This is a genomic window from Leclercia sp. 1548 (assembly GCF_050435045.1).
In the GTDB taxonomy this organism is placed as follows: domain Bacteria; phylum Pseudomonadota; class Gammaproteobacteria; order Enterobacterales; family Enterobacteriaceae; genus Enterobacter; species Enterobacter adecarboxylatus.
The window spans coordinates 418,412-443,358 of record NZ_JBNDJP010000003.1; the positions used below are offsets into that span (position 1 = coordinate 418,412).

The following is a 24,947-nucleotide window of genomic DNA, read 5'->3' on the forward strand; positions in this document are numbered from 1 at the left end:
TATAGTGTTTTAGCCGTACCGTTTGTGACTATTCGGGCGGTATGATAGCGCCCAGGCATTAAACCAAACGTAAACCAGACTTTGCTCATTGCGGAACCGGACCCCCGATTTAGGCTTATTGATTATTTCATCAATGCGTTACAGGAATGAAAGCATGCAGAACCGCCTCACCATTAAAGACATCGCGCGTCTGAGCGGCGTGGGTAAATCCACCGTCTCACGGGTGCTGAACAACGAAAGTGGTGTCAGCGAACGCACCCGCGAACGCGTCGAGGCGGTCATGAATCAGCACGGCTTCTCCCCGTCGCGCTCGGCGCGCGCCATGCGGGGGCAGAGCGACAAAGTGGTGGCGATCATGGTCACCCGTCTGGATTCGCTGTCGGAAAACCTTGCCGTGCAGACCATGCTGCCTGTCTTCTACGAACAGGGTTACGATCCGATCATGATGGAGAGTAAGTTCTCGCCGCAAATGGTGGAAGAGCATCTCGGGATGCTGAAACGCCGCAACATCGACGGTGTGGTGCTGTTTGGCTTCACCGGCCTTAACGAGCAGATGCTCACGCCGTGGCAATCGTCGCTGGTGCTACTGGCGCGCGATGCCCGCGGTTTTGCCTCCGTATGCTACGACGATGAAGGGGCGATCCGCATTCTGATGCAGCGCCTGTATGACAGCGGCCATCGCCATATCAGCTATCTCGGCGTGCCGCACAGCGACGTCACCACCGGCCAGCGCCGCCACAATGCCTATCTGGAATTCTGCAAAAAGTATGCGTTGCCTGCCGTGGCCGCGTTACCCGGTCTTGGAATGAAACAGGGCTATGAAAAGGTGCCTGACGTGCTGACCCCACAGACGACTGCCCTGGTCTGTGCCACGGATACGCTGGCTCTTGGCGCAAGTAAGTACTTACAAGAGCAGCGCCTCGACGGCCTGCAGCTGGCGAGCGTGGGTAACACGCCGCTGATGAAGTTCCTTCACCCGGAGATCATCACCGTCGATCCTGGCTACGCCGAATCTGGCCGCCAGACCGCTATGCAGTTGATTGAGCAGATCAACGGCCGCAGCGAACCTCGCCAGATCGTCATTCCCGCCACCCTCTCCTGAGCGTCTAAAGACGCTTTATTGTGATCCTCGCCCGGTTTCGGGAACGTTCCCATTTTCGTTATTACAGGTTCAGAGTAGGCTTGCCACCAGTCCATAACCCCCTACCATCTGTCATGAGGTTTCATGATGAGCAAAGTAAAACAAACGGATATCGACCAGTTAATCGTGCTGGTTGGCGGACGTGACAACATCGCCACGGTTAGCCACTGCATCACCCGCCTGCGTTTTGTGTTAAACGATCCGGCCAAAGCGAATCCCAAAGCCATCGAGGAGCTGTCGATGGTGAAAGGCTGCTTTACCAATGCGGGCCAGTTCCAGGTAGTGATCGGCACCGACGTGGGTGATTACTATAAGGCGCTGCTGGCCACCACCGGCCACTCGTCGGCGGATAAAGAGCAGGCCAAAAAAGCCGCGCGCCAGAACATGAAGTGGCATGAACAGCTCATTTCACATTTCGCGGAGATCTTCTTCCCGCTGCTGCCAGCGCTGATCAGCGGGGGCTTAATCCTCGGCTTCCGTAACGTGATTGGCGATGTGCCGATGAGCGGCGGCAAAACCCTGGCCCAGATGTATCCGGCCCTGCAAAGCATCTATGACTTCCTGTGGCTGATTGGCGAGGCGATCTTCTTCTATCTGCCGGTGGGGATCTGCTGGTCGGCGGTGCGCAAAATGGGCGGTACGCCGATTCTGGGTATCGTACTGGGCGTAACGCTGGTCTCTCCGCAGTTAATGAACGCTTACTTACTTGGGCAGCAGGTACCTGAGGTGTGGAACTTCGGCCTGTTTACTATCGCCAAAGTTGGCTATCAGGCCCAGGTGATCCCGGCCCTGCTGGCCGGTCTGGCGCTGGGGATGATTGAGACCCGCCTGAAGCGCATGGTGCCGGACTACCTCTATCTGGTGGTGGTGCCGGTGTGCTCCCTGATCCTCGCGGTGTTCCTCGCCCACGCCTTTATCGGTCCGTTTGGCCGCATGATCGGTGACGGCGTGGCCTACGCGGTGCGCCACCTGATGACCGGCAGCTTCGCCCCGATTGGCGCCGCGCTGTTTGGCTTCCTGTATGCCCCGCTGGTAATCACCGGCGTGCATCAGACGACCCTGGCGATTGATATGCAGATGATCCAGAGCCTCGGCGGCACCCCGGTATGGCCGCTCATCGCCCTGTCGAACATTGCCCAGGCCTCGGCGGTTACCGGCATCATCATCGTCAGCCGGAAGCATAACGAACGTGAAATCTCGGTTCCGGCGGCGATCTCCGCCTACCTCGGGGTCACCGAACCGGCGATGTACGGCATCAACCTGAAATACCGCTTCCCGATGCTGTGCGCCATGATCGGCTCCGGGCTGGCGGGCCTGCTGTGCGGCCTGAACAGCGTGATGGCTAACGGCATTGGTGTCGGCGGCCTGCCGGGTATCCTCTCCATCCAGCCGGGCTACTGGCAGGTGTTTTCCCTGGCGATGGCCATTGCGATTATCGTACCGATGGCACTGACCACCGTGATCTACCAGCGCAAATTCCGTCAGGGCGCGTTACAGATTGTTTAATTTTTTTCGGGGCGCCGTTGCGCCCCTTCGCATTTGCAGGAACGCAAGATGAATACCCTTCCTCATTGGTGGCAAAACGGCGTCATCTATCAGATCTACCCGAAGAGTTTCCAGGACACCACCGGGCGTGGCACCGGCGATTTACGCGGCGTGACCTCGCGTCTCGACTACCTCAACACCCTCGGCATCGACGCCATCTGGCTGACGCCGTTCTATATCTCCCCGCAGGTGGATAACGGCTACGATGTGGCGAACTACATCAGCATCGATCCGGCCTACGGCACGCTGGATGATTTTGACGAGCTGGTGGCCGAGGCCCATAAACGCGGGATCCGCATCGTGCTGGATATGGTGTTTAACCATACCTCCACCCAGCATGCGTGGTTCCGTGAGTCGCTTAATAAAGAGAGTCCATACCGCGAGTTCTATATCTGGCGCGACGGCACCCCGGAGCAGCTGCCGAACAACTGGCGCTCCAAGTTTGGCGGTAACGCCTGGCGCTGGCATGCCGAAAGCGAGCAGTACTATCTGCACCTGTTTGCCCCGGAGCAGGCAGACCTGAACTGGGAAAACCCGCAGGTGCGCGCCGAGCTGAAAAAGGTGTGCGAATTCTGGGCCGATCGCGGCGTGGACGGCCTGCGTCTCGACGTGATTAACCTGGTGTCGAAAGACCAGGATTTCCCCGACGATGAGATCGGCGATGGCCGCCGCTTTTACACCGACGGGCCGCGCATTCACGACTATCTGCAGGAGATGAGCCGCGACGTCTTTACCCCGCGCAACCTGATGACGGTGGGCGAGATGTCCTCTACTCACCTGGCACACTGTCAGCAGTACGCGGCGCTCGACGGGCGTGAGCTGTCGATGACCTTTAACTTCCACCATCTGAAAGTGGATTACCCCAACGGCGAGAAGTGGACGCTGGCCAAACCGGATTTTGTGGCGCTGAAGGCCCTCTTCAGCCACTGGCAGCAGGGTATGCACAATAAAGCCTGGAATGCGCTGTTCTGGTGTAACCACGACCAGCCGCGCATCGTCTCGCGTTTTGGCGACGAGGGGGAATACCGCGTTCCGGCGGCGAAGATGCTGGCGATGGTGCTGCACGGTATGCAGGGCACGCCTTATGTCTACCAGGGTGAAGAGATTGGCATGACCAACCCACACTTTAGCCGCATCACCGACTACCGCGACGTGGAGAGCCACAACATGTTCGCCGAGCTGCGCACGCAGGGGCGGGATGCCGACGAGCTGCTGGCGATCCTTGCAAGTAAGTCCCGCGACAACAGCCGCACGCCAATGCAGTGGGATGCCTCGGCCCATGCCGGGTTCACCACCGGCGAGCCGTGGATCGCCCTGGGAAATAACGCGGAAGCAATCAACGTCGAGGCGGCGCTGGCCGATCCCGACTCGGTGTTTTACGCCTACCAGGCGTTGATCAAACTGCGTAAAACCCTGCCGGTACTGACCTGGGGGGATTATCAGGATCTGCTCCCGGATCACCCGTCGCTGTGGTGCTATCGCCGACAGTGGCAGGGTCAGACACTGATGGTGGTCGCCAGCCTGAGCCGCGAGTGCCAGCCGTGGCATCCGCAGGTGGTGGAAGGCGACTGGCAGGTAGTGATGAGCAACTACAGCGAAGTCTCGCCCCAGCCTGGCACCATGACCCTGAGGCCGTTTGAGGCGGTATGGTGGCTACAGGCCTGACGTTATCCGCCGGGCACCGCACGGTTGCCCGGCGCACGCTTTTTTTGATGCAAAATCAACCAGATTAGCGCTTGAAGAATTTACAAACCCCGGATCGCCCGTCATCTGTACACTCTGTTTTTTACCTTGTCCTGAATCAAATAAATCGCAAACTTGTTTGATGCAAATCACTATATATAGAACTTAGAATGCTCGCCGACCCAAGATGTTGTATTCATCGTCTATTATTGCCACAAGACGATGCAAACCACGCTGCTTAAAATTGTGGATAAAAAGGGTCGATATCAGGAGAAATCGCGCGCGTGTCGGCAGTTACGGCCCCGACCCTTTTCCCTGACTCTGTGGATAACCTGTAGTTATAAATAGATGAATGGAGTGATCATGACACCGCATGTGATGAAACGAGATGGCTGTAACGTGCCTTTCAAATCAGAGCGCATTCAGGAAGCGATTCTGCGTGCAGCTAAAGCAGCGGGAGTCGATGACGCAGATTACTGCGCCACCGTCGCAGACGTCGTCAGTAATCAGATGAAAAACCGCAGCAAGGTGGATATCAACGAGATCCAGACCGCGGTGGAAAACCAGCTGATGTCGGGTCCGTATAAACAGCTGGCTCGCGCCTATATTGAATACCGTCACGACCGGGATATCGAGCGTGAAAAACGCGGTCGCCTGAACCAGGAGATCCGCGGCCTGGTCGAACAGACCAACTCTGCGCTGCTCAACGAAAACGCCAATAAAGACAGCAAAGTGATCCCCACCCAGCGTGATTTGCTGGCCGGTATCGTCGCCAAGCACTATGCCCGTCAGCACCTGCTGCCGCGTGACGTGGTGCAGGCGCACGAGCGCGGGGATATTCACTATCACGATCTCGACTATTCGCCGTTCTTCCCGATGTTCAACTGCATGCTGATCGACCTGAAAGGCATGCTGACCCACGGTTTCAAGATGGGCAACGCCGAGATTGAGCCGCCAAAATCTATTTCTACTGCCACCGCGGTCACGGCGCAGATCATCGCCCAGGTCGCCAGCCATATCTATGGCGGCACCACCATCAACCGTATCGACGAAGTGCTGGCTCCGTTTGTTGCCGCCAGCTTTGCTAAGCATCGCCAGGTGGCGGAAGAGTGGCAGATCCCGGATGCAGACGGCTATGCCCGCACCCGCACCGAGAAAGAGTGTTACGACGCCTTCCAGTCACTGGAGTATGAGGTGAACACCCTGCACACCGCCAACGGCCAGACGCCGTTTGTCACCTTTGGCTTCGGTCTGGGCACCAGCTGGGAATCACGTCTGATCCAGCAGTCCATTCTGCGTAACCGCATCTCGGGTCTCGGCAAAAATCGCAAAACTGCGGTGTTCCCGAAACTGGTGTTCGCCATCCGCGACGGCCTGAACCATAAACCCGGCGATGCCAACTACGACATCAAACAGCTGGCATTAGAGTGCGCGAGCAAGCGCATGTACCCGGACATTCTGAACTATGACCAGGTGGTGAAAGTCACCGGTTCGTTCAAAACCCCGATGGGCTGCCGCAGCTTCCTTGGCGTGTACGAAGATGAAAACGGCGAGCAGATCCACGACGGGCGTAACAACCTGGGCGTGATCAGCCTGAACCTGCCGCGCATCGCGCTGGAAGCCAAAGGCGACGAGGCCGCCTTCTGGGCGTTGCTGGACGAGCGCCTGCTGCTGGCGCGTAAGGCGCTGATGACCCGTATCGCCCGGCTGGAAGGGGTCAAAGCCCGTGTCGCCCCGATTTTGTATATGGAAGGGGCCTGCGGCGTGCGTCTGAAAGCTGACGATGATGTGTCGGAGATCTTCAAAAACGGCCGCGCCTCTATCTCGCTGGGCTATATCGGGATCCACGAAACCATTAACGCCCTGTTTGGCGACCAGCATGTCTACGACAGCGAGGCCCTGCGTGCGAAAGGCATCGCTATCGTCCAGCGTCTGCGCGACGCGGTGGATCGCTGGAAAGACGAAACCGGCTACGGGTTCAGCCTCTACAGCACCCCGAGCGAAAACCTGTGCGACCGTTTCTGCCGTCTGGATACCGCCGAGTTTGGCGTGGTAGAGGGTGTGACCGATAAGGGTTACTACACCAACAGCTTCCACCTCGACGTGGAGAAGAAGGTGAACCCGTACGATAAGATCGATTTTGAAGCGGCCTACCCACCGGTCGCGAGCGGCGGCTTTATCTGTTACGGCGAATACCCGAACATTCAGCACAACCTGAAGGCGCTGGAAGACGTGTGGGATTACAGCTATCAGCACGTGCCTTATTACGGGACTAACACGCCAATCGACGAGTGCTACGAATGCGGCTTTACCGGCGAGTTCGAATGCACCAGCAAAGGCTTCACCTGCCCGAAATGCGGTAACCACGACGCCGCCCGCGTCTCCGTGACCCGCCGCGTGTGCGGTTATCTCGGCAGCCCGGATGCGCGCCCGTTTAACGCCGGTAAGCAGGAAGAGGTGAAGCGCCGCGTGAAGCATCTGGGGAATGGGCAGATCGGGTAAGTTCTGCGCAGGGTTTTTCCCCTCACCCTAACCCTCTCCCCACAGGGGAGAGGGGATCGATCGAGCACATTGTTAAGCCTGGACCTGGTTTTCGCAAAAGAGGGGATCGATCGAACACATTGTTAAGCCTGAACCTGGTTTTCGCAAAGCACCTGATGCCCGGACAAGGCGGCAAGTGAGCGAATCCCGGGGAGCTTACATCAGTAAGTGACCCGGGTGAACGAGGGCAGCCAACGTAGTCATGGCGTCAATTGAGAAGCAATGCTTTTCGCAAAGCAATTGACGTCAGGACAAGGCGGCAAGCGAGCGAATCCCGGGGAGCTTACATCAGTAAGTGACCCGGGTGAACGAGGGCAGCCAACGTAGTCATGGCGCCAATTGAGAAGCGAAAATGAATTATCATCAGTACTACCCCGTCGACATCGTCAACGGCCCTGGCACCCGTTGCACTCTGTTTGTCTCCGGCTGCATTCACGAATGCCCCGGCTGCTACAACAAGAGCACCTGGCGGCTGAACTCCGGGATGCCGTTTACCGCAGAAATGGAGCAGCGGATCATCGACGATCTCAACGACACACGCATTAAACGCCAGGGGATCTCCCTCTCCGGCGGCGATCCCCTGCATCCGCAAAACGTCCCGGATATTTTGAAGCTGGTGCAGCGCATTCGTGCCGAGTGTGTGGGAAAAGATATCTGGGTGTGGACCGGCTACAAAATGGATGAATTAAACGACGCCCAGATGCAGGTGGTAGACCTGATCAACGTGCTGATCGACGGCAAATTTGTGCAGGATCTGAAAGATCCGATGCTTATCTGGCGCGGCAGCAGTAATCAGGTGGTGCATCAGTTACGTTAATTTAAAATCGGCTCAAACACTCCATCGCCACGGTTTTAAACCCGGCAAAGTCGCTGCAACCGCACAGCCGGGTCATTGCCCGCTCCCGCAGGAAGGTGACGAAAATATCGTAGATGGCCATCGCCTCTTCATACTCGCTTTTGCTGATGGCGAGCAGGAAGATCACGTGCGCGGTGTCGTCGCCCCACTGAATGCCGTGCGGAGCGAGCACGGTATAGACCACGGTTTTTTGCGCCAGCAACCCGAGGGAGTGCGGCAGCGCGATGCCGTCGCCGAGCAGGGTGCTGACGATGGCCTCACGTTCCACCACCGAGTCGAGAAACTCCGCGTCAACAAACCCCTCCTCCTGCAGCTGGCCGCACAGCTCCCGGAACAGCGTTTGCTGGTCGATGGGGCGATCGATGACGCGGAAATGGCTGGCGTCGAAGAACTTCTCCAGCATCCACGGGCGCGTTCGGTCCACCAGCACCAGCTTTCCGATCTGCTCGAGCTGGTAATCGGTCGGGAACGGGGCGATCAGCACCACCGGCTTGGCTTTCTCCGCGATCCGCGCGGTGGAAATGACAAAATCTTCGCTGATATTCTCGCACTGCTCGTACTCCCGCAGCGTCAGGGTGCGCGTCACCTCGATTTGCGGATACTTACGCTGCAACACCGCCTCGATCATCCGTACCATCGCGTTGCCCGCGTCGCAGACCAGCATCACCCGCGGCTGGCGCTGATAGCCAATGTTGTAGTGCCGCTCCAGCCCCACGCCGATGTGCAGCACCAGAAAACCGATCTCGTTTTCGCTGATCACATAGGGGGTGTATTTCCCCCAGCTGGAGACCGCGGCGAGGGTCATATCCCACGCCATCGGGTAGTGCTGCTTGATGTTATCCAGCAGCGGATTGGGGATCATGATCTGGTAGCGCACGCGGGTGATCATGGTTTTTATGTGGGTCAGCAGATCCGCGTGTAGCTGGCTGTCGTCGAGCAGGTTGTAGTTAAAGTGGGTGTTGATGTAGCGCAGGATATAGTTCACCAGCGCCTCTTCATCATCGGCGTTGATGGCGCTTGGGGAGATCTCCTGCACCTGGCGCGCGGCGATATGTACCCCCAGCCAGGTCTCTTCCGCAGGCGAAAGCGTCTTATCGGCCAGCCGGGCGATGGCGCTGGCAATATCCCGGGCGGCATCGCGCACGTTTTCCGCCACCTCTTCGGCGTTAAATTCCGGCAACGGATAACCTTCGCTGATACGCCGCACCGTCACCGCGCCGTAGAGGCGTAAAAACAGCTCACCTTCATCGGTGAGGCGAATATGGTGTCGGGTAAAGGTCTCATGCAGGACGGCGGCGAGCTGTTCCGGCACGCCGGCGTTGAGCGCCACTTCCGTCACCAGCGGATTAAGGCTGTCCTGCTGCGCCAGCTGCCACAGCAGGTCGGTCAGGCAGGCGCGGATAGCCATTTCACTGCCAAACAGCTTCATGCCGTGGCGCGGGCGGGTCTCCAGCGTCAGGCGATAACGATGGAACCACTCGCGCACCTCCGCCATATCGCTTTGCAGCGTGGCGCGGCTGACAAACCACTCATCGGCCAGATCTTCCAGCTTGAGAGAGAAAGCGGAGGTCAGAAAGCGCACCACCAGGTAGTGAACCCGCTCCGGGCCGGTACGCGGAATACGCAGCATCCGCGGGTGGGAGTCCTGTAGCTGCTGATAGCGGGCCGGATCGTCGATTTTCAGCTGATAGCCGTTCCCGCGGCTGAGAATAAATTGCGCCCCGTTTCCTGCCAGCAGCGCATTGAGTGCGGTAATGTCAGCCCGGACGGTACGCGTGGATACCGACAACCGTTGCGCCAGTTCGTCCTGAGGCAGCGTTTCGTTTTGCAACAGGTCGAAAAGTTGCGCTAAACGTTGGTTGGGAAATCGCACGGGGTTGTCCTCTTACAGCTTAAGGTGAAATGACCATCTGGGATGGGCTGCCGACCGGCGTATAGTCTGGCTCGGCGTTCAGCTTGCCGTCCTGCGCCACGCGGAAACGGGTAATGTTGTCGCTGCGCTGGTTCATGACGTACAGCCAGCGCCCCTGTTTATCCAGCGTCAGGGTGCGCGGGTAATCGCCACGCGTCCAGACATCGTCCTGATGCGTCAGCGTCCCCTCCGCTGTTACGGTAAAGTGCCCGATGCTGTTATGCAAACGGTTAGCCACATACAGCTGTTTACCATCGGCACTTAATGCCAGCCCGGCGGCAAAACTGGTGCCTTTATAACCTGCTGGCAGGGCAGAGATCGTTTTGCCCTCTTTCAGCCTGCCGTTGTTATCCAGCACGTAATGGGTCAGCATAGAAGCCTCTTCGTTAATCAGCCACAAAGCATCGCCTTTGGGCGTAAAGACGAAATGACGCGGCCCGGCCCCTTTCGAGGAGGCGCTGATAAACGGCGGATCGTTCGGGATCAGCTTCCCGGCTTGATCGTCAAAACGGTACTGATAAATACGATCCAGGCCCAGATCGGTTGAAAATACGTATTTCCCGCTCGGATCGGCGGCGATCATGTGCGCATGGGGGCCATTATGATCGCTGATGGCAAAACTTCCTTCAGCGGCCGCCTCGGGTTTTGCGGCGCCCGGATCACCCTGATCCTGATGTTTGTCCGTGGCATCACCCAGGCTGCCGTCAGCGTTGATCGGCAGAACCGCAATCGAACCACTGACGTAGTTAGCCACCAGCAGATGTTTGCCGTTCGGCGTCAGCGAGAGATAGACCGGCCCTGCACCACCGGAAGCCACCTGATTAAGCTCACTTACCTCGCCGTTATCGCCCACGCGCAGCGCCTGCACCACGCCCTGCTCAACTTCGCTTGCCAGATAGAGCGTTTTGCCATCCTTTGAGGTGGTCAACTGCGCGGCGTTCGGCAGTTTGCGCACCAGGGTTTTGTTGGCGAGCGCGCCGGATTGCGGATCGACGGTAAAGCGGTACAGCCCTTCGCCGTTGGGGTTGTAGGTGCCTACCCAGGCGTACTGCGTCTGGGCAACGGCAGCGGTGGCAAGTAAAGAGAGTGAAGCGACAAGCAGGTTACGGGTATGCATGGTGGCTCCTTTAGGTGTGTGCGGTTTGTTTCCCCTCACCCCGGCCCTCTCCCCAAAGGGGCGAGGGGGTAATCGTGCCCACTGCACTTTGGGGAGACGGATTAATCGTGCCCTCTGCCCTTTGGGGCGACGGAATAATCGTGCCTTCTGCACTTTGGGGAGACGGAATAATCGTTCCCTCTCCCCTTTGGGGCGAGGGGGTAATCGTGCCCTCTGCCCTTTGGGCGACGGAATAATCGTTCCCTCTCCCCTGTGGGGAGAGGGTCAGGGTGAGGGGTAAGGTTTTTATTACTTCACCAGCTTCTTCGTCATCTCCAACAACGTGCGCACATCTTCCGGGCGCGTATCGCCGCTGGCTTTGTCGATAATCGAGCTGTAGATATGCGGGATGATCTTGCTGACACCTGCGTCCAGGGCGATCTGCAGGATCTCCTCGTAGTTTTCCAGATCGATACCGCCGGTCGGCTCCAGCCAGAAGTCGTGACGGGCGCAGGCTTCCGCCACAGCTTTGTATTCGTCACGGCACTTCAGGCCACCCATCGGGAAGTATTTGATCGAGCTGCCGCCGAAATCCTTCAGCAGGGCAATGGCGGTTTCCACCGGGACGATGCCGTCCGGCGCCTTACTGCTCAGCGGGCCGGTGGAGATCTTGACCATGCCGACGGTGCCGGTCGGGGAAACCAGGCCGTTCACCACGGACTCGCTTTGCCCCAGCAGCGCACGGCTGGTGGCGACGCCGGTGAAGACCTGGTTGACGTGCTGCGGCTGCACCTGGCGGGAGATTTCGCTCACCATCGCCGACTGGTTCGGATCCCCCGCGCCGAGGCCCACGGAGAGCGCATTATCAATCAGTGCCGCGTATTCGCGCATATCCGCTACGGCGCTGTCCACGTCCGGGTAGTTTTTAGAGAGCACGCCCACCAGCACATGACCTTCTGCCGCTTCATAGATAGCGCTGGCATTGGCTTTGGATCCGGCCAGCACGTTCAGGCAAACGCGGTCGCGGTAAAAATTGGGGGTCAGTTTCATGCCTTCTTCTCCTGGCCTAATACTTCGCTGATGCGGCGATAGACAATATTCAGTTGGTCTGCGCTGACGCTACGCACGTCGGCTTCGATGATCCCTTCGTTGGCCTTGTAGCCGCGGAAATAGATCGCGTACTCGCCCTGCTTCAGGGCGCTCACCAGGTCGCCAGTGCCGACCCCGGTGGTCGCTTCGTCGAACTTAATCTCGGTGCGGGCGATGTCGCGACCAGCGCTGTCCCAGACCACGCGGGCCGTGACGCCGTTCAGGGTATTCAGGGCGTCGATAAATGGCGTCATTTTCGCCACCATCTCGTCGCCGCTCTCTTTGGTCGCCGTCAGGTAGTGTTCGATGGCGCAGGTCAGGCCGAGAATGCCCTCTTTGCCCACCTTCATGGCGCGGCCAATGCCCGCCGTCTGGCGTTTCACCCACTCCACGTACTGGGTTTTGCCGATCACCAGGCCGCTGGTTGGCCCTTCGATTGCCTTCGCGCCGCTGTAGATCACCAAATCCGCACCGGAACGGTAGTAAGTCTGGAGATCTTCTTCTGCCGCCGCATCGACGATCAGCGGCAGCTCGTGCTTACGCGCCACAACCGCCGCCTGCTCGACGCTGAGCATGCTTTTCTGCACGCAGTGGTGGGATTTGATGTAAAGGATCGCCGCGGTGCGCGGGGTGATCGCCGCCGCCAGCTGATCGGCGGAGCATTCGTTAGCGTAACCGGCTTCCACCAGCTTGCCGCCGCCCAGCGCCACCATAGTGCCGACCGGCGCGCCAAAGTTGACGTTATGGCCTTTCGGCAGGACGATCTCGTTGTTTGCAATCGGGGTCACGTGCAGGTTTTCCAGCAGCCAGTCGCTGTCTTTGACCAGTACCGCCGCCACCGACTGGGCAATGCCCGCCGAGGCGCAGGAGACGACGGTCGCGCCTTCCACGTCCAGCAGCTTCGCGATGTACTCCCCGGTTTTGTTGACCAGATCTTTCATCTCGAAGTACTGGTTCATACCGTCCATGGCCGCCTGCACCACTTCCGGGCGCGGGGTGGAGACGCCGAGCGCGGTCATGCGCCCGGAGGTGTTAATCACCTGTTTTAAATTGTATTTCTCAAAAATTGAAGGCATGTTCCGTGCTCCCTTGTTCGGTCATGTAGCCCTTGCCCGCGCGGATCGCGGCAAGCGGCACCAGAATGTGTTCAGCCTGCAGGCTGTCGTTTTCGGCATCCACCAGCAGCGTCGGCTGGCGTTTCAGGGTGAACAGCGTCAGGTCGGCGTCGAGGCCAGGCTGAATGCGGCCTTTATGGGCCAGGCGCAGGCCATCGGCGGCGTTGGCGGTGACACACTCAATCACCTGCGGCAGCGACATGCCGATGGCGAGGAATTTCGACATCACGCTCGCCAGCGAGCCAACCGGGCCGTTGAGGCGGTTGCGGCAGTAGATATCCGAGCTGATGGTGTGCGGCAGAATGCCCATCGCGATGGCGCGCTTCGCCACCTCAAAGCTGAAACTCGCCGTGCCGTGGCCGACGTCCAGTCGCACGCCGCGCTTCAGGGCAGAGGTGATGGACGCGCGCAGCTCGCCGGACGGGGTCAAAATGCGGTTTGGCTTGCCGTTGTAGCAGTGGGTGATGATGTCGCCGGAACTCAGCAGGTCGGCGATTTCGTCGAGGTTTGGCGGGTTGTTGCCAATGTGCACCATCAGCGGCAGATCGCCGTTCTCTTTCTGAATGGTTTTGGCGCGTTCCAGCGGGGTAATACCGTTTTCACCCACCACGCTGCTGCTCATGCGTGCTTTCAGGCCGACGATAAAATTCGGATGGCGTTGTACCGCCTGTTTCACCGCATCGGCGTCGATGTTGGCCATATTGGCCAGTTCGTTCTGGGCAATCAGCCCGACGCGGGAGATGTTCAGCAGGGCAAACACCTCGGTGGAGGCTTTGCGGGTAATGTTGTAGAAGTCGTCCACGTCATCTGCCCCGGTGCTGCCCGCGTCCACTACAGAGGTGACGCCGGTGGCAATGCCCACGCTGTCCGGCTCGTCATGGTAAATCGGGGAGTTCGGGTAGCAGTGGACGTGAGAGTCAATCCAGCCCGCGCTGACGTAAGTGTCACCGTTCAGCTCAACGGTGCGGTGTGCGGGATCGGTGATGGCGCCAACCGCCGCGATCTTCCCGTCCTGAATGGCGATATCGGTCAGGGTATCGTCGGTGAGGCGCGCACGGCGCAGGAGTAAATCAAACATGGGGTTCTCCTGATAAGGCGAGCGCCTGAGCGCCCGCGAGTATTAAAGGGCGACCGGGAACAGCCAGCCTAAAAGCATTGCACCGAGGATGGCGCCACCGGTAATCGGCTTCTGCCAGATATAGAACAGCAGAGCGCCCAACAGTGAACCGATGCCGATGGGGATCGACGCGGTCATCGCGCTGAGGATAATCAACGGCCCGAGGAAGCGGCCGGAGGCGTTACCTGCCCCCATCATCACGTCAGCCCCGTAGGTGGAGTTGCTCTGATTGATGGTGAACTTACGCGCCAGGATGATGACGTAACCAATCGCCAGACCAATGACCAGGCCGGTCGCCAGCGAGGCGATAAAGTTGGTCACCGGGAACATGATGCCCGCCCCCAGCAGCAGCGCCGGCACACCGAGGCCTACGCCGGTCTGGATCGCCCCGCCGATATCGAGGATCCCCACCAGGGAGCCTTCAATGATACGGGCGAACAGGAAGCTGGCGCCGAACGCCGCCACCGCGCCGTAGGCACCGGTATCGATGCCCGCTTTCAGCATCGCCACAAAGGCCACTTCGTTAAACGCGCCAATGCCGTAGAGGTAGTACATGTGTGTCCCGGCGAAGACGCCGGAGGAGAGCAGGCCAACGAAGATCGGGAACGACCAGTCGGCATACCAAAAACCTTTATTCTGTTCCATTTAGAGGCTCCTGTTACTTGCCGCTGAGCGAGTTGTGGATCATGTCGAGCCAGTTCGGCACGGTCAGATGGAAGGATTCAATCATCTTCATGTCGAAGCCGCGGAAGAAGCCGCTCAGCACGAACAGCGCCACGATAGCGACCATCATCACTTTGGTGACATGGTTCCAGCCGCTCTCTTCCACGCCTTTGCCGATCAGGATCCCCAGCACCAGACCCGGTACGGCGTTACCCATGATCAGCTGCGCTGCGCCGCCAAAGACGGTGGCCCAGAAGCCGGATTTTTTGCCCGCGTCGATGGCTGCCAGCCAGAAGATCACCGGCATCACGGTGTTCACCAACAGGTTCGCCGCCGGAACCAGCACCTTCACGGCGGTGACCTGAAGGGCTGCCGGTACGGAAGAGGCGGTAAGGTTCAGGAAGGTGACGACCAGCATGCCGATCACGCCGCAGGCTATCGCCATTTTGCGTGGATCGTGCAGCGTCTCGCCGACGTTGCGGTTTTTGATCATCAGCGCCGCGGCACCCCAGTTCGGGATGATGCGGTGGTCAACGTCCTGGGTGAAGGAACCCGCCGCCACCGACGAGGCCCAGGCGTTGAAGAAGAAGCCTAACCCAAAGGAGAAGTGAGACGCCGGATCCCCTTCACAGGAGTTCAGCTCCCCCAACGTACGAAACGCGCCCATACCCTGTGTGGTAGGCGCATGAAACATGCGTGCAGCCCCGGCACCAACGCCGACGCCAACCAGGCCGCCGATGATGAGCGATTTTATTAAAATTATCAGGAACATTAGTCTGCCCTATTAGTAAGAATCAGCGTTGCGTGACAAAGTCCACCTGGTCCAGATTGATGGCAGTCACGTTGACGGTCACGTCCAGCTCCACGCTGTAGGTGCGTCTTTCCCGGCGCAAAAAGAAGAACAGAAACGCCTCTTTACGCACCGCTTCTTGCGCCTGAACAACCTGCACATCCTGTGGCTCAATACGCAGTAAGATATGCGGCGATGCTTTCATCACCGCGGCCTGAACATGGTTCAGCGCGTCGGCAAAGGCGCGCGCTTTGGCGTCACCCTTGCCTTTTACTCTCACCGTGGTGGTGAACTGTTCTTTCATGCTTATGCGCCGTGCTTCTTCTGCCACGCCTGGACCAGACGCTCACCCAGCTCTTCTTTATCCATAAAGCCAAAACCGAGCACGTTGCAGCCTTCGTTGATGGCGGTCACGCCCTCTTCCACGGAACGCATGCCGTATTTCGCTTTGTAGCCATATTTGGTCTGCGCGGTAATAGCACCTGCGCCACCGCTGCCGCAGAAGGAGATGCCGAAGGTCGCGTTTTCCGCTTTCATCACATCGCCCAGCTTCATGTCTGCCGCCATGCCTGGCACCACCACGGCGCGTCCGCCTGCTTTTTCAACGCCTGCTGCAACCTTCTGACCTTTACCCAGGCGATCGCCGATAACGACTGTAATTTGTTCCATGATGTACTCCTTAAAGGTTGTCTTTTGCGACTTCAAAGTGAACGGAGAGCAGCCAGGCTTCTTCATCAGGAAGGTTGCCAAACTGCGCCACGACGTCCCGGGCAAGCTGCATTGATTCAGGTGAAATTTCGTCGAACAGGTCAGCCTCAACTTCCGGCAGCGGCTCGCCGGTCACTGACCGGTGCGCCATGGCGCGAACGTGGGAGGTCAGCATCTGCTCCTGAACGGCATTGGGGATAATGTGGTGATGACTAAGCAGCGTGAACGTCTGCTTGAGCATGGTGTCGGCCAGCTGTTCAGTTTGCGCCGCCTGGTCTCCAGTGTCGTTTATTACCGTTCCGTTAATCACTCGTATTACCCCGTTATTGGCTCTGGGATAAAACTAACGCTGGCTGTTGCTGGTTTGTAGCGAGTTGTTTTCCACTTCGAAGTGGAAAGGAGAGCGGCGCCAGTGATCTGTGCCACATAATTACGCTGAATGATGATTTTCCGCTGGTTTTACGTGATGAATATCACGCTCCTGAACGGGAAAAGCGGCGTGGTGGAAGTGAAAAAGTTTACGAGCAGACTCGTAGAAATGTGAGCTGGATAAGGTTTTCTTATGGGGATTGGGTAGAGTGGCTGCGGGTGCTTGAGACTGACCGTCTCATGCATGGGACGGGAAGTGGAAAGCCCCACCTGAATAAAAATCAGGGATGGGGCCCGAAACAACACGTCCTAACACGTGAAGTTCGCTGCCTTACCCGCTTAAGAAGCAAGGAGGCATCCATGAAACGCACACAACTTATTATCAGAGTCGCCACGATTGCCGCAATAACAGCAATTTTGTTGACGCTGATAACCCGTCGAACACTTTGCGAAATTCACTATCGCAACGGTTCACTGGAAGTGACTGCCCGACTGGATTGCAGCTCTGGCAAGGAGTAGAGCTATTATGCAGGGGGAGAGCAATCCCCCTGCATTTTATGAGTGTATCAAGGACGTACGGCTCAGGCACCCATTAACGATATTTTTTGTGATAAGTATTACGTGTGGTCACAAATCCATCGGCCGCCGCCTGCGCCTCTTTTACTTTGCCTTCATTGGCCAGCTTCAGCGCGCCGTCAATCTGCCCGACCAGCGTCTCAAGACCGTGACGGTAATCTTTCATCTCCGCGCTGTTCTCCGCTTTACCTTCCAGCTTCGGCGGCGTCTCTTTTTGCGCGTCCACCGCGGCGGCACGCATTTTGGTCAGTGCGCCTTTCATTTCCGCCGCATTGTCCGTTTTCTGCACCACCTTCAGGTTTTCGCTGAGGGTGTCCATATTGTCTTCCAGGTCGGCAAAGACCGACGTACTCAATACCAGCGTTGAGGCTGCGAGGATAGCTAACAGATTTTTACGCATTGCTCACTTCCTTTTTTATTATTAAAAAAACCGACGAATACCCTGAATAATTCGCGTTGCAAGACAAGGCACTTGTGCCCTGAACAGCGCGCGCGCTGGCCCCAAAGGGCCGAGTAACGCGGCAAGCGCGTGAACGCCCGGGAGCTTACAGAGTAAGTGCCGGGATGAACGCGCGCTGCCAACGCATCTGCAGCGTGAAGTCTGGCGGGTATTACTGGCCGGCGATCTTCATCTCCGGTAACAGCACCGATCCGCACTGGATATTACTGCGCGTTTCGATATCGTTGCCTACCGTCACGATATTGCGCCACATATCTTTTAAGTTACCGGCGATAGTAATTTCGCTCACCGGATACTGAATTTCACCGTTTTCGACCCAGAAGCCAGACGCCCCGCGGGAGTAGTCACCGGTTACGCCGCTAACGCCCTGGCCCATCAACTCCGTTACCACCAGCCCGGTACCCATCTCTTTCAGCATCTGCTCAAAGCTCAGGCCGCGGCCAGGGATACGCCAGTTGTGGATGCCGCCCGCATGGCCGGTGCTTTGCAGCCCCAGTTTGCGCGCGGAGTAGCTGGTCAGCAGCCACTGAGTCAGGATGCCGTCTTTAATGATATCGCGACGTTCCGTGCGCACGCCTTCGCTATCGAACGGCGTAGAGGCCAGCCCTTTCAGCAGGTGCGGATGTTCTTCAATGGTCAGCCATTCCGGCAGGATCTGCGTGCCCAGCGCGTCGAGCAGGAAGGTCGATTTACGGTATACCGCGCCCCCTGCGATTGCCCCGACCAGATGCCCGAACAACCCGGTTGCCACTTCATTGGCAAAAATAACCGGTGCTTTCATGGTAGACAATTTTCGTGGAGCCAACCGGGACAATGTGCGTTTTGCGCACTCCATCCCCACCCACTCTGGCGACGCCAGATCGCCCATCGCACGGCCAATGGTATAGGCGTAATCACGCTCCATATCGCCGTTCTCCTCCGCAATCACGCAGCTGGAAAGCGAGTGACGGGTAGAGCTATAGCCCTGCAACATGCCGTGGCTGTTGCCAAAAACTTTAATGCCGTAGTGGCTGTTAAAGCTGCCGCCTTCGGTGTTGGTGATGCGCTTATCGGCATTAAGGGAGGCCTGTTCAGCGCGCGCCGCGAAATCAATGGCTTCGTCAGGGGTCACTTCTGCCGGGTGGAACAGATCCAGATCCGGGGCCTCAAAGGCCAGTAATTCTCTGTCGGCGACGCCTGCATAAGGGTCCGGGGAGGTGTAGCTGGCGATATCCAGCGCCGCCTGCACGGTGCGCGCAATGGCATCCGGGCTGAGGTCGGTGGAGGAGGCGCTGCCTTTACGGTTCTGGTGATAAACAGTAATCCCTAATGCGCCATCGCTATTAAATTCAACGGTTTCCACCTCGCCATAGCGGGTGCTGACACTCAGACCGGTGGTTTTGCTGACGGCGACTTCTGCCCCGTCGGATTTCGCTGACGCCAGCTCCAGAGCCATGGAGACAGCTTCTTCCAGTGCTTTACGCTGCGCTGCAACTTGTGAGATCACTTTCATCGTAAATGCCATAATGTAAGGTGTAGTTAGCTGAAGTCTAACAGAGAACCGTTTCTCAGTACGCGCCTAAACTGGTAAGATTAGCCTCTTTTTTTAAGGAGCCTGACATGACTAAGCAGCCCGAAGACTGGCTCGACGACGTTCCCGGTGATGACATCGAAGACGAAGATGATGAGATCATCTGGGTCAGTAAAAGTGAAATTAAACGCGACGCCGAAGAGTTAAAACAGCTTGGTGCGGAAATGGTAGAACTGGGTAAGAACGCGCTGGATAAAATCCCGCTGGATCCCGATCTGCGTGCCGCCATCGAACTGGCACAGCGTATCAAGAAAGAGGGCCGTCGCCGCCAGCTTCAGTTGATTGGTAAAATGTTGCGCCAGCGCGACGTAGAGCCTATTCGCCAGGCGCTCGATAAGCTGAAAAACCGCCACAACCAGCAGGTTGCCCTGTTCCACAAGCTGGAACAGATCCGCGATCGTCTGATTGATAATGGCGATGACGCCATCGCAGAGGTACTGAACCTGTGGCCGGACGCCGACCGCCAGCAGTTGCGTACGCTGATCCGTAATGCCAGGAAAGAGAAAGAAGGGAATAAGCCGCCGAAGTCTGCGCGTCTGATCTTCCAGTATCTGCGCGAGCTGGCGGAAGCCGAAGGTTAAAAACCGCGTTATTTTCCCCCTCTTCCCAACGGGCCGAGGGGGTGAATGTTCCCTCTCTCATTCAGGGAGAGGGAAAAGATTACACTGCCGCTTCTGCTTTCTTTGCCAGCCCATCCAGCAGCTTCTGATGGATCCCACCAAACCCGCCGTTGCTCATCACCAGAATGTGATCGCCAGGCTGCGCGGTTTTCACCACCATCTCCGCTAACGTATCCACATCGGCACTCCAGTGCGCAGGCTGGACGCAGGCTTCGGCCACTTCTGCGACCTGCCACGGAATATGCTGTGGCTGCAGCAAGAAGACTTCATCCGCACGGCCTAACGACGGCGCGAGATCGTCTTTGCAAACGCCCATCTTCATGGTGTTGGAGCGAGGTTCAAGTACGGCCAGAATACGTGCCGTGCCGCCCACTTTGCCGCGCAAGGCGGCCAGCGTCGCGAGGATCGCCGTCGGGTGATGGGCAAAATCGTCATACACCGTCACGCCATGGGCTTCGCCGCGCAGTTCAAGACGGCGGCGGGCGTTGATAAACGATCCCAGCGCATTTGCCGCATCGGCAGGCAGTACGCCCACATGACGGGCTGCGGCAATCGCCATCAGGCCGTTATGCATGTTGTGTTCGCCCACCAGCCCCCAGTGGACTTCCCCGACTTTTTCACCCTCCAGCAGCACTTCCCACTGGGAGGCGTCGTTGGTGAGCTTTTTCGCCTGCCAGTGGCCCTGCTCGCCTACCAGCTCCTGCTCGCTCCAGCACCCCATCGCCATAGTCTGCTTCAGGTTGACGTCGTTTTCCGGCAGGATGATGCGCCCCTGGCCCGGCACGATACGCACCAGGTGATGGAACTGCTTCTGAATCGCTTTCAGGTCATCGAAGATGTCCGCGTGATCGAACTCAAGGTTGTTGAGGATCAGCGTGCGCGGGCAGTAGTGAACAAATTTAGAGCGCTTATCAAAGAAGGCGCAGTCGTATTCGTCTGCTTCGATGACAAAAAACGGGCTGTCGCCCAGGCGGGCAGAAACCTCGAAATTCCCCGGTACGCCACCGATCACAAAGCCTGGCTTGTAGCCGCAGGCTTCCAGGATCCAGGTCGCCATTCCGGCGGTGGTGGTTTTGCCGTGCGTGCCCGCAACAGCAACAACCCAGCGATCGCGTAGCACAAAGTCATGCAGCCACTGCGGGCCTGACATGTAGGGAATATTCCTTTCCAGCACGGCTTCCACGCATGGATTTCCACGGGTCATGGCGTTGCCGATGATCACCAGATCCGGCTGCGGATCCAGCTGGCTGGCATCGTAACCCTGAATAAGATCAATGCCCTGGTTTTCCAGCAGCGTGCTCATAGGCGGATACACATTGGCGTCCGAACCTGTCACTTCATGGCCCAAAGAGCGCGCCAGCATAGCCAGACCGCCCATGAAAGTGCCACAAATCCCCAATATATGAATGCGCATACGTCACTATCCTTCTTCAATGTGGCGCACATTTTACGCATATGTCTGCGGCAGAGAAACGCATTTCAGCGAAATCTGTATGTTGCTGGCGCGATTCACCTCTGCGCGATGATTTGAAAGTTTGTTAAGATTGTTGGGCATCAACAACTTTACTCAACATCCAATGCAGGGAAGGTGTTATGAAAACGTTAGGTGAATTTATTGTCGAAAAGCAGCACGAGTTCTCGCATGCTACCGGTGAACTCACTGCTTTGTTGTCGGCAATAAAGCTGGGCGCCAAGATCATCCATCGCGATATCAATAAGGCCGGTCTGGTCGATATCCTGGGTGCCAGCGGTGCTGAAAACGTGCAGGGCGAAGTTCAACAAAAACTCGATCTGTTCGCGAATGAAAAACTCAAAGCTGCACTGCGCGCACGCGACATCGTTGCGGGGATCGCCTCTGAAGAAGAAGACGAAATCGTGGTCTTTGAAGGGTGTGAACACGCAAAATATGTCGTTCTGATGGATCCGCTGGATGGCTCCTCTAACATCGACGTTAACGTCTCTGTCGGCACGATCTTCTCCATTTACCGCCGCGTTACCCCTGTCGGCACGCCGGTTACCGAAGAAGATTTCCTGCAGCCGGGCAACAAGCAGGTTGCCGCGGGCTATGTGGTTTACGGCTCCTCCACCATGCTGGTTTACACCACCGGCTGCGGGGTACATGCCTTTACGTACGATCCGTCTTTGGGCGTGTTCTGTCTCTGCCAGGAGCGCATGCGCTACCCGCAGAAAGGCAGCACCTACTCCATCAACGAAGGGAACTACATCAAATTCCCGGCGGGCGTGAAGAAATACATCAAATTCTGCCAGGAAGAGGATAAAGCCACCCAACGCCCTTATACCTCCCGTTATATCGGCTCCCTGGTAGCGGATTTCCACCGCAACCTGCTGAAAGGCGGCATCTATCTCTACCCAAGCACCGCCAGCCACCCGGAAGGTAAACTGCGTCTGCTGTACGAGTGCAACCCGATGGCCTTCCTCGCTGAACAGGCGGGCGGTAAAGCCAGCGACGGTAAAGAGCGGATCATGGATATCATCCCTGAAAGCCTGCACCAGCGCCGTTCGTTCTTCGTCGGCAACGATCATATGGTGGAAGACGTCGAGCGCTTAATCCGGGAATACCCGGATGCCTGATGTGTTAGTTTGAGAAAAAGGGGCCAGCTGGCCTGAAGCATCCCCACACAATATTGGCACGGTCGGCTCCCTCTCCTCTTTGGGGAGAGGGCTGGGGTGAGGGGGAGCATGCGACTAAGGTGGTTGTTCCGTTCACTTTACGTTCAGCACTTCTCTGTCAGCCGCGTCACCCGTGAACGTGTGAAGGGGGCTCGCCGCCGCCCCCTTCACAATCCCGGCTCCCGGCAAAGAAAATCGCCGCTTCGCGGTGCCCTCAGCTTATTCCTCCAGGCTTTCGGGTCGGGCACCAGCCTGCATCCCTGCAGGCTATGCCCTCTCGGCGCGTCCCTGCGCCTCGCCCCGGCCTTGCGGAAACGCTTCGGCGATTTTCAGCCGGACCAGGGAGTCGCTGTAAGCTATTCATTAAATCGATACTATTTTATTGCTTTAAGAACAAGGCAATTATCAGGGACTCCTCCCACCATCCGGCCCGTTACTTTCCCCGTGATTTATACCTTTTTCGCTATAAAACTATATAAAAATGCTGCTGTAACCCGCTGAATCAATCCGTCATCATTATGGCGTTCAAAGTGTGTTCAACGGAAATTCGCAGAAATGAAAAATCTCTCTCGCGCAGCTACTGGGATCGACCTCAATCTGATTCCGATCTTTATTGAAGTTGTCAGGTGCGGGAGTATGGCCAAAGCCTCTTTACGTCTTGATATGTCCAGACCGGCCGTGAGCATGGCGCTGAAACGCTTTGGGATGCTTTTTAATGTGCCGCTGTTTACCCGCCAGGGTCTATTTCTGGAGCCAACGCCTTATGCGCTGCACTTGACCGTTGAGATGGAAAAACTGCTGGGCTTGATCCATGACCAGATCGCCAATGCGCCGTCCATGGGTGAGAGCATTCCGGCGCCTGTTACAGCGCCGGAATGTGATGATGCTACGCCTGTTGCATCGACAGTTTAAACGATGACATCGCCTCGATAAGCTCGCGCGACTGCTCTTCCAGCGAGCGCGTCGCGGCGGAAGACTGCTGGACCAGCGCCGCGTTTTGCTGGGCGGTTTCGTCCATCTGGTTGACCGCAATATTCACCTGCTCAATGCCCCTGCTCTGCTCGTGCGATGCGTTAGCAATCTCACGCATCAGGCGAGTCATGCGCATGACTTCGCTGGCGATCTCATCCATGGTTTCACCCGCCTGCTGCGCCAGTTCGCTGCCTTCGCTGACGTGTGACTGCGAGTCGCTGATCAGGGTGCGGATCTCTTTTGCCGCATCGGCGCTGCGGCTGGCGAGTATACGCACTTCACCGGCCACCACCGCAAAACCACGGCCCTGCTCACCCGCGCGGGCGGCCTCTACCGAGGCGTTGAGCGCCAGGATATTGGTCTGGAAGGCAATGCCGTCGATAACGCTGAGAATATCGGCGATACGTTCGGCGCTGCCGGAGATATCGCGCATCTTCTCAATCACGTAGCACACCATTTCGCTGCCGCGATCAGCGGTATCAGACATCGTCTTCGCCACCTGATGTGCCTGCTCGGCGTTATGGGCGTTCTGTTTCACCGTGGCCGTAAGTTCTTCCATGCTGGCTGCGGTCTGCTCCAGCGAGGTGGCGGTGGATTCGGTGCGCTGGGCAAGATGCATGTTGCCGGCGGTCAGCTCCCGGCTGCCGGTGTCGATCTGGGAACTGGCATCGCGCACGCGCAACACCGATCCCATCAGCGACTGGCGCATCGCTTCGATGGCGGCATTCAGGCGGTTAAACTCCTGGCTTGCGGGCACAGGCAGAGTGTGGGTCAAATCCCCGGCAGCCACGTGTTCAAGCTGGGCGATAGAGGTGGAGAGCGGCTTCAGGAGCATATGACGCAGTGCCAGCCAGGCCAGCACAATAATCCCGGCGGTCAGCAGCGCGGCGACGATAATCAGCATCATTACCCGGTTTTTACTGGCCTGCACCGCCGCCACTTCGGCTTTACCGCGGCTGTTGCTCCAGGTCTGGAAGGCCTGCATGTCGTTATCAAACTGACGTGCCACCGGCACCAGATGGTTCTCCAGCAGATCGTAATAGGCATCCGCGCTCTGCTCTTTCAGCGCGTTCTGCATCGGCACGATCCCCTGGTCATTATAGGCTGCGAGGCTTGCCGCAACCTTCTTCAGCAGCAGTTCGCCTTCGGGATCGTTTACCCCGCTATCGATCACGTTTTTCAACGTGGTTTGTGCCTGCGTGATTTCATCATTGATGTTTTTCACCGCTTTTGCGGCGTCATCCAGCAGACCCACCTCCATCATGCGCACGGCCTGCCCTGCTTCGTTGCGCGCGCGCAGGATCAGGGTGTAGCCCGAGTTAAGCTGCACCAGCTGTTCACCCTGAAGATGATTAATGCGCTGCAGTGAAGCGGAACTTTGTGTGAGGGCATAAATGCCGATACCGCTGACGAGCAGCAGCAGGAGGGTCATGACGGCCAGTAACGAAAGCAAGCCGGTACGAATCGATAGCGTTTTAAGCATGATGTAATTT

General features: G+C 57.7%; 23 protein-coding genes. 9 read left to right on the plus strand and 14 right to left on the minus strand.

The features are described from left to right. Positions 1 to 154: 154 nt before the first annotated feature. From treR to nrdG, 5 genes are all read left to right on the plus strand, one after another. Complete coding sequence (treR, locus tag ABIE02_RS11470) at positions 155 to 1,102, plus strand: trehalose operon repressor TreR (RefSeq protein WP_059308874.1); 948 nt, start codon at positions 155 to 157, stop codon at positions 1,100 to 1,102. Between the two features lie 126 nt (positions 1,103 to 1,228). Further along, positions 1,229 to 2,647 carry a PTS trehalose transporter subunit IIBC gene (treB, locus tag ABIE02_RS11475; RefSeq protein WP_032616258.1) on the plus strand — a complete coding sequence of 473 codons (1,419 nt, stop codon included), beginning with the start codon at positions 1,229 to 1,231 and terminating at the stop codon, positions 2,645 to 2,647. 48 nt (positions 2,648 to 2,695) lie between these two features. Then, positions 2,696 to 4,351, plus strand: a complete 1,656-nt coding sequence (treC, locus tag ABIE02_RS11480) for an alpha,alpha-phosphotrehalase (protein WP_336994937.1) — start codon at positions 2,696 to 2,698, stop codon at positions 4,349 to 4,351. 381 nt (positions 4,352 to 4,732) lie between these two features. After that, positions 4,733 to 6,871: an anaerobic ribonucleoside-triphosphate reductase gene (gene nrdD / locus ABIE02_RS11485; RefSeq protein ID WP_155166243.1), complete on the plus strand. Its 2,139-nt coding sequence runs from the start codon at positions 4,733 to 4,735 to the stop codon at positions 6,869 to 6,871. A gap of 391 nt (positions 6,872 to 7,262) precedes the next feature. Next, positions 7,263 to 7,727 carry an anaerobic ribonucleoside-triphosphate reductase-activating protein gene (gene nrdG, locus ABIE02_RS11490; RefSeq protein ID WP_148568780.1) on the plus strand — a complete coding sequence of 155 codons (465 nt, stop codon included), beginning with the start codon at positions 7,263 to 7,265 and terminating at the stop codon, positions 7,725 to 7,727. Between the two features lies 1 nt (position 7,728). Here the strand turns inward: nrdG and ABIE02_RS11495 are convergent, their stop codons facing one another. The 10 genes from ABIE02_RS11495 to ABIE02_RS11540 form a co-directional block, all read right to left on the minus strand. Beyond that, entirely contained in the window at positions 7,729 to 9,639 is a 1,911-nt protein-coding gene (locus tag ABIE02_RS11495; protein ID WP_032616250.1) for a BglG family transcription antiterminator, read from the minus strand. A gap of 19 nt (positions 9,640 to 9,658) precedes the next feature. Continuing rightward, the gene (locus ABIE02_RS11500) at positions 9,659 to 10,795 is read right to left on the minus strand and encodes a lactonase family protein (RefSeq protein WP_336994938.1); all 1,137 of its coding nucleotides are present in this window, start codon (positions 10,793 to 10,795) and stop codon (positions 9,659 to 9,661) included. 288 nt (positions 10,796 to 11,083) lie between these two features. Beyond that, on the minus strand, positions 11,084 to 11,824 hold the full coding sequence (dagF, locus tag ABIE02_RS11505; protein WP_032616248.1) for a 2-dehydro-3-deoxy-phosphogluconate aldolase: 741 nt from the start codon (positions 11,822 to 11,824) through the stop codon (positions 11,084 to 11,086). After that, the gene (locus tag ABIE02_RS11510) at positions 11,821 to 12,939 is read right to left on the minus strand and encodes a DgaE family pyridoxal phosphate-dependent ammonia lyase (protein WP_148568784.1); all 1,119 of its coding nucleotides are present in this window, start codon (positions 12,937 to 12,939) and stop codon (positions 11,821 to 11,823) included. The genes dagF and ABIE02_RS11510 overlap by 4 nt, the downstream gene beginning before the upstream one ends. Beyond that, on the minus strand, positions 12,923 to 14,056 hold the full coding sequence (locus ABIE02_RS11515) for an amidohydrolase/deacetylase family metallohydrolase (protein WP_336994939.1): 1,134 nt from the start codon (positions 14,054 to 14,056) through the stop codon (positions 12,923 to 12,925). The genes ABIE02_RS11510 and ABIE02_RS11515 overlap by 17 nt, the downstream gene beginning before the upstream one ends. A 42-nt stretch (positions 14,057 to 14,098) precedes the next feature. Further along, positions 14,099 to 14,740, minus strand: a complete 642-nt coding sequence (locus ABIE02_RS11520; protein ID WP_103178023.1) for a DUF4310 family protein — start codon at positions 14,738 to 14,740, stop codon at positions 14,099 to 14,101. 13 nt (positions 14,741 to 14,753) lie between these two features. Beyond that, positions 14,754 to 15,530: a DUF4311 domain-containing protein gene (locus tag ABIE02_RS11525; protein WP_032616244.1), complete on the minus strand. Its 777-nt coding sequence runs from the start codon at positions 15,528 to 15,530 to the stop codon at positions 14,754 to 14,756. Positions 15,531 to 15,552: 22 nt separating this feature from the next. After that, entirely contained in the window at positions 15,553 to 15,852 is a 300-nt protein-coding gene (locus ABIE02_RS11530) for a DUF4312 family protein (RefSeq protein WP_006810338.1), read from the minus strand. Between the two features lie 2 nt (positions 15,853 to 15,854). Continuing rightward, on the minus strand, positions 15,855 to 16,217 hold the full coding sequence (locus ABIE02_RS11535; RefSeq protein ID WP_032616243.1) for an SFCGS family glycine-rich protein: 363 nt from the start codon (positions 16,215 to 16,217) through the stop codon (positions 15,855 to 15,857). Between the two features lie 10 nt (positions 16,218 to 16,227). Beyond that, on the minus strand, positions 16,228 to 16,566 hold the full coding sequence (locus ABIE02_RS11540; protein WP_098946216.1) for a glycine dehydrogenase: 339 nt from the start codon (positions 16,564 to 16,566) through the stop codon (positions 16,228 to 16,230). Positions 16,567 to 16,985: 419 nt separating this feature from the next. Between ABIE02_RS11540 and ABIE02_RS11545 the strand changes: the two genes are divergently transcribed. Beyond that, positions 16,986 to 17,144, plus strand: coding sequence for a Hok/Gef family protein (locus ABIE02_RS11545; protein WP_059308881.1), 159 nt, complete (start codon positions 16,986 to 16,988; stop codon positions 17,142 to 17,144). 73 nt (positions 17,145 to 17,217) lie between these two features. Here the strand turns inward: ABIE02_RS11545 and cybC are convergent, their stop codons facing one another. Together cybC and pmbA are read right to left on the minus strand one after the other, a co-directional pair. Continuing rightward, complete coding sequence (gene cybC / locus ABIE02_RS11550) at positions 17,218 to 17,601, minus strand: cytochrome b562 (RefSeq protein ID WP_077226775.1); 384 nt, start codon at positions 17,599 to 17,601, stop codon at positions 17,218 to 17,220. A 211-nt stretch (positions 17,602 to 17,812) separates the two neighbouring features. Next, complete coding sequence (pmbA, locus tag ABIE02_RS11555) at positions 17,813 to 19,165, minus strand: metalloprotease PmbA (RefSeq protein ID WP_130587939.1); 1,353 nt, start codon at positions 19,163 to 19,165, stop codon at positions 17,813 to 17,815. A 95-nt stretch (positions 19,166 to 19,260) separates the two neighbouring features. Between pmbA and yjgA the strand changes: the two genes are divergently transcribed. Then, on the plus strand, positions 19,261 to 19,812 hold the full coding sequence (gene yjgA / locus ABIE02_RS11560) for a ribosome biogenesis factor YjgA (protein WP_059308883.1): 552 nt from the start codon (positions 19,261 to 19,263) through the stop codon (positions 19,810 to 19,812). Between the two features lie 79 nt (positions 19,813 to 19,891). Here yjgA and mpl read toward each other — a convergent pair whose 3' ends face one another. Then, positions 19,892 to 21,265, minus strand: a complete 1,374-nt coding sequence (mpl, locus tag ABIE02_RS11565; RefSeq protein WP_032616239.1) for a UDP-N-acetylmuramate:L-alanyl-gamma-D-glutamyl-meso-diaminopimelate ligase — start codon at positions 21,263 to 21,265, stop codon at positions 19,892 to 19,894. Between the two features lie 179 nt (positions 21,266 to 21,444). Here mpl and fbp point away from each other — a divergent pair, with 179 nt between their 5' ends. Next, positions 21,445 to 22,443: a class 1 fructose-bisphosphatase gene (gene fbp, locus ABIE02_RS11570; RefSeq protein WP_032616238.1), complete on the plus strand. Its 999-nt coding sequence runs from the start codon at positions 21,445 to 21,447 to the stop codon at positions 22,441 to 22,443. A 594-nt stretch (positions 22,444 to 23,037) separates the two neighbouring features. Beyond that, on the plus strand, positions 23,038 to 23,394 hold the full coding sequence (locus ABIE02_RS11575) for a helix-turn-helix domain-containing protein (protein ID WP_051916100.1): 357 nt from the start codon (positions 23,038 to 23,040) through the stop codon (positions 23,392 to 23,394). Here the strand turns inward: ABIE02_RS11575 and ABIE02_RS11580 are convergent. Next, positions 23,369 to 24,937: a methyl-accepting chemotaxis protein gene (locus ABIE02_RS11580; RefSeq protein ID WP_230431137.1), complete on the minus strand. Its 1,569-nt coding sequence runs from the start codon at positions 24,935 to 24,937 to the stop codon at positions 23,369 to 23,371. The genes ABIE02_RS11575 and ABIE02_RS11580 overlap by 26 nt on opposite strands. Positions 24,938 to 24,947: the final 10 nt, after the last annotated feature.

Excerpts from the sequence above, each read along its gene's own strand:
- nrdG (WP_148568780.1), top strand. The coding sequence starts at position 7,263 with ATGAATTATCATCAGTACTACCCCGTCGACATCGTCAACGGCCCTGGC.
- ABIE02_RS11580 (WP_230431137.1), bottom strand. The coding sequence starts at position 24,937 with ATGCTTAAAACGCTATCGATTCGTACCGGCTTGCTTTCGTTACTGGCC.
- treC (WP_336994937.1), top strand. The coding sequence starts at position 2,696 with ATGAATACCCTTCCTCATTGGTGGCAAAACGGCGTCATCTATCAGATC.
- ABIE02_RS11530 (WP_006810338.1), bottom strand. The coding sequence starts at position 15,852 with ATGAAAGAACAGTTCACCACCACGGTGAGAGTAAAAGGCAAGGGTGAC.
- mpl (WP_032616239.1), bottom strand. The coding sequence starts at position 21,265 with ATGCGCATTCATATATTGGGGATTTGTGGCACTTTCATGGGCGGTCTG.
- cybC (WP_077226775.1), bottom strand. The coding sequence starts at position 17,601 with ATGCGTAAAAATCTGTTAGCTATCCTCGCAGCCTCAACGCTGGTATTG.
- ABIE02_RS11575 (WP_051916100.1), top strand. The coding sequence starts at position 23,038 with ATGAAAAATCTCTCTCGCGCAGCTACTGGGATCGACCTCAATCTGATT.
- treB (WP_032616258.1), top strand. The coding sequence starts at position 1,229 with ATGAGCAAAGTAAAACAAACGGATATCGACCAGTTAATCGTGCTGGTT.
- ABIE02_RS11510 (WP_148568784.1), bottom strand. The coding sequence starts at position 12,939 with ATGCCTTCAATTTTTGAGAAATACAATTTAAAACAGGTGATTAACACC.
- treR (WP_059308874.1), top strand. The coding sequence starts at position 155 with ATGCAGAACCGCCTCACCATTAAAGACATCGCGCGTCTGAGCGGCGTG.
- ABIE02_RS11500 (WP_336994938.1), bottom strand. The coding sequence starts at position 10,795 with ATGCATACCCGTAACCTGCTTGTCGCTTCACTCTCTTTACTTGCCACC.
- ABIE02_RS11515 (WP_336994939.1), bottom strand. The coding sequence starts at position 14,056 with ATGTTTGATTTACTCCTGCGCCGTGCGCGCCTCACCGACGATACCCTG.
- yjgA (WP_059308883.1), top strand. The coding sequence starts at position 19,261 with ATGACTAAGCAGCCCGAAGACTGGCTCGACGACGTTCCCGGTGATGAC.
- ABIE02_RS11525 (WP_032616244.1), bottom strand. The coding sequence starts at position 15,530 with ATGTTCCTGATAATTTTAATAAAATCGCTCATCATCGGCGGCCTGGTT.
- ABIE02_RS11545 (WP_059308881.1), top strand. The coding sequence starts at position 16,986 with ATGAAACGCACACAACTTATTATCAGAGTCGCCACGATTGCCGCAATA.
- nrdD (WP_155166243.1), top strand. The coding sequence starts at position 4,733 with ATGACACCGCATGTGATGAAACGAGATGGCTGTAACGTGCCTTTCAAA.
- ABIE02_RS11535 (WP_032616243.1), bottom strand. The coding sequence starts at position 16,217 with ATGGAACAAATTACAGTCGTTATCGGCGATCGCCTGGGTAAAGGTCAG.
- ABIE02_RS11520 (WP_103178023.1), bottom strand. The coding sequence starts at position 14,740 with ATGGAACAGAATAAAGGTTTTTGGTATGCCGACTGGTCGTTCCCGATC.
- fbp (WP_032616238.1), top strand. The coding sequence starts at position 21,445 with ATGAAAACGTTAGGTGAATTTATTGTCGAAAAGCAGCACGAGTTCTCG.
- dagF (WP_032616248.1), bottom strand. The coding sequence starts at position 11,824 with ATGAAACTGACCCCCAATTTTTACCGCGACCGCGTTTGCCTGAACGTG.
- pmbA (WP_130587939.1), bottom strand. The coding sequence starts at position 19,165 with ATGGCATTTACGATGAAAGTGATCTCACAAGTTGCAGCGCAGCGTAAA.